General features: G+C 54.4%; 3 protein-coding genes and 1 tRNA gene. 1 reads left to right on the top strand and 3 read right to left on the bottom strand.

The window, feature by feature from the left end:
- Positions 1-259 precede the first annotated feature (259 nt).
- The 3 genes from BLT77_RS15540 to fadI form a co-directional block, all read right to left on the bottom strand.
- Complete coding sequence (locus BLT77_RS15540) at positions 260-442, bottom strand: hypothetical protein (protein ID WP_245709972.1); 183 nt, start codon at positions 440-442, stop codon at positions 260-262.
- Between the two features lie 122 nt (positions 443-564).
- Entirely contained in the window at positions 565-2,688 is a 2,124-nt protein-coding gene (fadJ, locus tag BLT77_RS15535) for a fatty acid oxidation complex subunit alpha FadJ (protein ID WP_090367100.1), read from the bottom strand.
- A complete protein-coding gene (gene fadI, locus BLT77_RS15530; protein ID WP_090367098.1) occupies positions 2,688-3,998 on the bottom strand; it encodes an acetyl-CoA C-acyltransferase FadI in 1,311 nt (436 codons plus the stop codon). Before fadI ends, fadJ begins: the two co-directional genes overlap by 1 nt.
- A gap of 396 nt (positions 3,999-4,394) precedes the next feature.
- Here fadI and BLT77_RS15525 point away from each other — a divergent pair.
- A tRNA-Met gene (locus BLT77_RS15525) sits at positions 4,395-4,471 on the top strand.
- The last annotated feature ends 13 nt before the right edge of the window (positions 4,472-4,484 follow it).

Below are 4,484 nucleotides of genomic sequence, written 5' to 3'. Positions count from 1 at the left end.
TGGATCAAGTTGTCTGAATCAACCACCGCCTAACTCAACTCAGGCGTTGATATTCACCCTGTATAGAAGGAGCACGCATCATGATCAGAATGATAGCCACACTATTTAGGGCCACACTGATTCGTAAGCCGCGCAAGCGAATCAAAGCTGAATTGGATATCAGAGAAGTACCGGCAGGGAGCTGGTGGTCGTAAATTGACGGGGCATCGCCACAAGGTGGCAACCATAAGACCTTGACTAAAGGAGCCTTCGGGCTCCTTTAAATTTTCCAGATGACGTTGCCCTGACCACGGCATTGCAGCATGGCCATTCGGCGGTGAACCTGAAACAGTGGCCAGACTAAGGGGCCGCACAGCAAACCGGCAACGGCCCAGGTTTTCGGTGCCAAGCCATTTTTCAGGGCCTCGGCATAAAAGAACAGGGCACTTGCGAATGCCAGCATCAACCAGATCACGTTTTTTATCACCACAACGCCGCACCAACAGGGCGAGCATTATATAACCAGCCCAAAAACTGTCCAATAAAAAAGGCGGCCTACGCCGCCTTTTGTTGAACCCTGATCACTCAGTCGTAAAAATGGCGCCCCTCTTCAGCCATCTTCACCAGATACTCACTGGGAGCAAACCGGTCACCAAACTTGGCCTGGTAGCCCTGCAGTATCTCGACCAGGCGCTTTGGCCCCAAGGCATCGATATAGCGGAACGGGCCACCCAGGAACGGCGGGAAACCGATGCCAAAGATGGCACCAATGTCACCATCTCGGGCGGACGCAATAATACCCTCATCCAGACAACGAACCGCTTCGTTCAGCATATGGACCACACAGCGCTCAGACATCTCGGAATCCGACAGGCGTCCCTGAGGAGTTATGCCTAACACCTTGTATACGCTCTCATCGACGGGCTTAGGCCCCTTTTTCTTACTATTAAACTGGTAGAAGCCCTTACCATTTTTACGGCCTTTACGGTCATCCGCCAAAAGTTTGGCGAAAGCCGATGGGGCTGCGAACCGGGATCCCAGTTCCGCCTCTAAAATCGGCGAAATTTTGGCGCCCACATCGATCCCCACCTCATCCAAAAGTGTAACCGGACCTACAGGAAAACCGAATTTAACCAGTGCCTTATCTAATTTTTCAATGGGTTCACCCTCTAAAATCAGGGTGGCAGCCTCATTCATATAGGGGGCTAAAATACGATTTACATAAAACCCGGCACAATCTTGAACCACAATGGGTGTTTTACCCTGTTTCTTAGCGAATGCAACCGTGGTTGCAATGGTCTGAGCTGAAGTAGACTTATGAGCGATAACTTCCGCCAGCGGCATCTTCTCCACTGGCGAGAAGTAATGCAGGCCGATGACATTTTCCGGTCTCTGGGCCGCCTGGGCGATCTGTCCTATGGGCAACGAAGAGGTATTGGTGGCAAAGATGGTACTGTCTGAACAATGACCCTCAACGTCTTTGACCATCTGGTGCTTCAGCCCCAGATCTTCAAATACCGCCTCAACCACAATGTCGACGTCCTTGATACCCTGATAATCGGTGGTACCAGTCATCATCGCCATCGCCTTATCCCGCTCGGCCTCGGTCATATGGCGGCGCTTCACTTTTTTATCCAGCTGCTTCCAGGTTGACCCCAGCGCCATGGAAATCCCTTTATGAGAGATGTCCTTGATCCGCACCGGAACCTTGGCCTTGATGGCGGTGACGTTGGCAATACCACCGCCCATCAGTCCGCCCCCCAAGACCATAGCCCGTTCAATCTTCTCCGGCTTCACGTCACCGGCACCGGATTCCTTCTTCATCTCTGTGGTGGCAAAGAAGATCGACCGCAATGCTGCAGACTCCGGCGACATCACCAGATCCGCAAAGTGGCGAGCTTCCAGCTTCAGCCCCGACTCCAAATCCTTGGTCGACGCTTTGACACACTCGATGATTTTGGCCGGCGCCGGGTAGTTGCCCTGGGTCTTGGACATCACCGTCTTCAGCGCCTGATCAAAGATCACGTTGCGGCCGACCGGGGTTGCCTCCAGCAGTCTCTCTACCCCTTTCAATTTCGGTTTAACCGCTTTGCGCTTGCCCTTTCCAATCCACTTTTTGGCGGCACTGAGCAAAACCGTGTGCGGCACCATCTCATCAGCCACGCCCAGTTTTACCGCTTGCTTGGCACGAAGCTGCTTGCCGGTCAGCATCATATCCAGTGACTTGGCGATTCCGATCAGCTTGGGTAAGCGCTGGGTTCCGCCACCGCCTGGCAAGATGCCCAGCTGCACTTCGGGCAATCCCAGCACCGTTTTGGCGTGGTTACTGATCACCCGGTAATCACAGGCTAATGCCAGCTCCAGGCCTCCTCCAAGACAAGGGCCATGAATGGCTGCGACCACAGGCAGGGGCAGGCGCGACAGCTCGTTAAGCAATTTGTGTCCATCCCGGGACAGCGTGTACACGTCTTCAGCGGTCTTACAGTCCGCCAGCATATTGATGTCTGCACCGGCGATAAAAGAATCCGGCTTACCGGAAGTAAACACAACCCCCTGCAAATCACTGCGGCTGTTGATGAAATCCAGTACCTGTCGCACCTCCTCACCAAACTCGCTGCGCAAGGTATTCATGGTTTCGCCGGGCACATCCATAGTAATGACGGCAACCTTGTCATTGCCAACCTCTACCTGAAAGCTATCTGTTTTCATTACTCTACCTCCAGAACCATTGCTGCGCCCAGGCCACCGGCGGCACATGCTGTCGTTAGCCCTACGCCACCACCGCGACGTTTCAATTCATTACACATCTGAGTGATCAACCGTGCACCGGTTGCCGCAAACGGGTGACCATAAGCCAGGGAGCCCCCCATCACATTGAATTTATCTATGTCGATGTCGCCAATGGCGCTACTGCGGCCCAGTTTCTCCTCGGCAAACCGCTTGGACCCAAACATCTTCATATTGGCCAATGCCTGAGCGGCGAACGCTTCGTGCATCTCTATCAGATCCAGGTCGGCAAGGGTCATGCCGGCACGATCCAGCGCCAACGGGGTGGCATAGGAGGGCCCCATCAGCATGTCGTCATACACATCAATGGCAGCAAAGCCCCAGCTACGGATGTAGCCGATCGGCTCATAGCCCAGCGCCTTGGCCTTGGATTCCGACATCATAATCAGCGCCGAGGCGCCGTCGGTCAGCGGGGTGGAGTTGGCAGCGGTAACCGAACCGTGTTTGCGGTCAAATACCGGTTTCAGAGTGCTCAGCTTTTCGATCTTGGCGTCGCCACGGACGTTGTTGTCCTCGCTGATAAAGCTCTTATACGGCGGTACATGGCAGGTCATCACCTCGTTAGCCATCACTCCGGACTTCCAGCTTTGGGCCGCCAGGTGGTGAGAGCGGATGGCCATGGCATCCTGATCGGCACGACTGATTTGATGGGTCTTGGCCATCTGTTCCGCGGTTTGCCCCATGGAGATGCCGGTGGAGTACTCGGCAACCGCCGGCGGGACCGGCGCCAGGTCCTTAAGTCCGAGGCGACGGAAAATCGCTATGCGTTGTCCGAGGGTTCGAGCCTTGGTCAGATCCACCAACGCCCGGGCGAGCTTGGTGGACACCGTGATCGGCAATACTGAGCTGGAGTCGGAACCGCCGGCGATGCCCACATCCACGGTGCCCGCCATAATGGACTCGGCAATGTTCACTGTCGATTGGAAGGAGGTGGCACAGGCTCGGGTCACGCTGTAGGCATCGGTGTGAACGTTCATGCCGGTTCCCAGAACAATCTCACGGGCTATGTTGGGTGCCTTCGGCATCTGAATGACCTGACCATAAACCAGTTGATCCACACTCTGTGGGTCCAGGTCATAGCGCGACATCAACTCCGATACCACCATCTTGCCCATGTCTAACGCCGACACGCCGTGAAATGCGGTTGCCTGACGGGCAAAGGGCGTTCTTAATCCCGCCACGATGGCAATCCGGTCCCCACCTCGGGTTGTGACCTCTTGTCTTTTATTCATCGTTTGTCCTCTCGATGTACCCTGTTCAACCCCAACGCCGGAACCCCATCCCAGCAAGGTCTGACCAGTAAAGTGTGATCCGATTCTAACTTTTAATGGCGAAGTTTCAAACAGCCATATTGTACAAACACTCTAAACAACCACTAAATCCCTTTAAATCAGTCCATTAACCCTGTCAGTCCGCCGCGAGAACTAGTAGGTGTTCAAGACACTCTGTTTGACTTCGACGATTGCCTAAATCGGGCGGCGACCTGCCATTTCGCCCCCTTGTGAGCCATTTTTCACCACTCGCGTATACAAACAGGCCCATGTGTCGCATAAATCGTCACACGAACCAAAAATAGTGAAATAGTGCTTGAGCTACTCGCTCAATTCGCTATAGTGCATGGCCTCGGTCGCGGGGTGGAGCAGCTTGGTAGCTCGTCGGGCTCATAACCCGAAGGTCGTCAGTTCAAATCTGGCCCCCGCAACCAACTTATACCTCTG

The organism is Ferrimonas sediminum, assembly GCF_900100175.1.
Taxonomy (GTDB): Bacteria; Pseudomonadota; Gammaproteobacteria; order Enterobacterales; family Shewanellaceae; genus Ferrimonas; species Ferrimonas sediminum.
This window is presented reverse-complemented; position numbering and strand designations above follow the sequence as displayed.

Bases quoted from the DNA above. Each gene is read 5' to 3' on its own strand.
- BLT77_RS15540 (WP_245709972.1), bottom strand. From the start codon at position 442: ATGCTGGCATTCGCAAGTGCCCTGTTCTTTTATGCCGAGGCCCTGAAA.
- fadJ (WP_090367100.1), bottom strand. From the start codon at position 2,688: ATGAAAACAGATAGCTTTCAGGTAGAGGTTGGCAATGACAAGGTTGCC.
- fadI (WP_090367098.1), bottom strand. From the start codon at position 3,998: ATGAATAAAAGACAAGAGGTCACAACCCGAGGTGGGGACCGGATTGCC.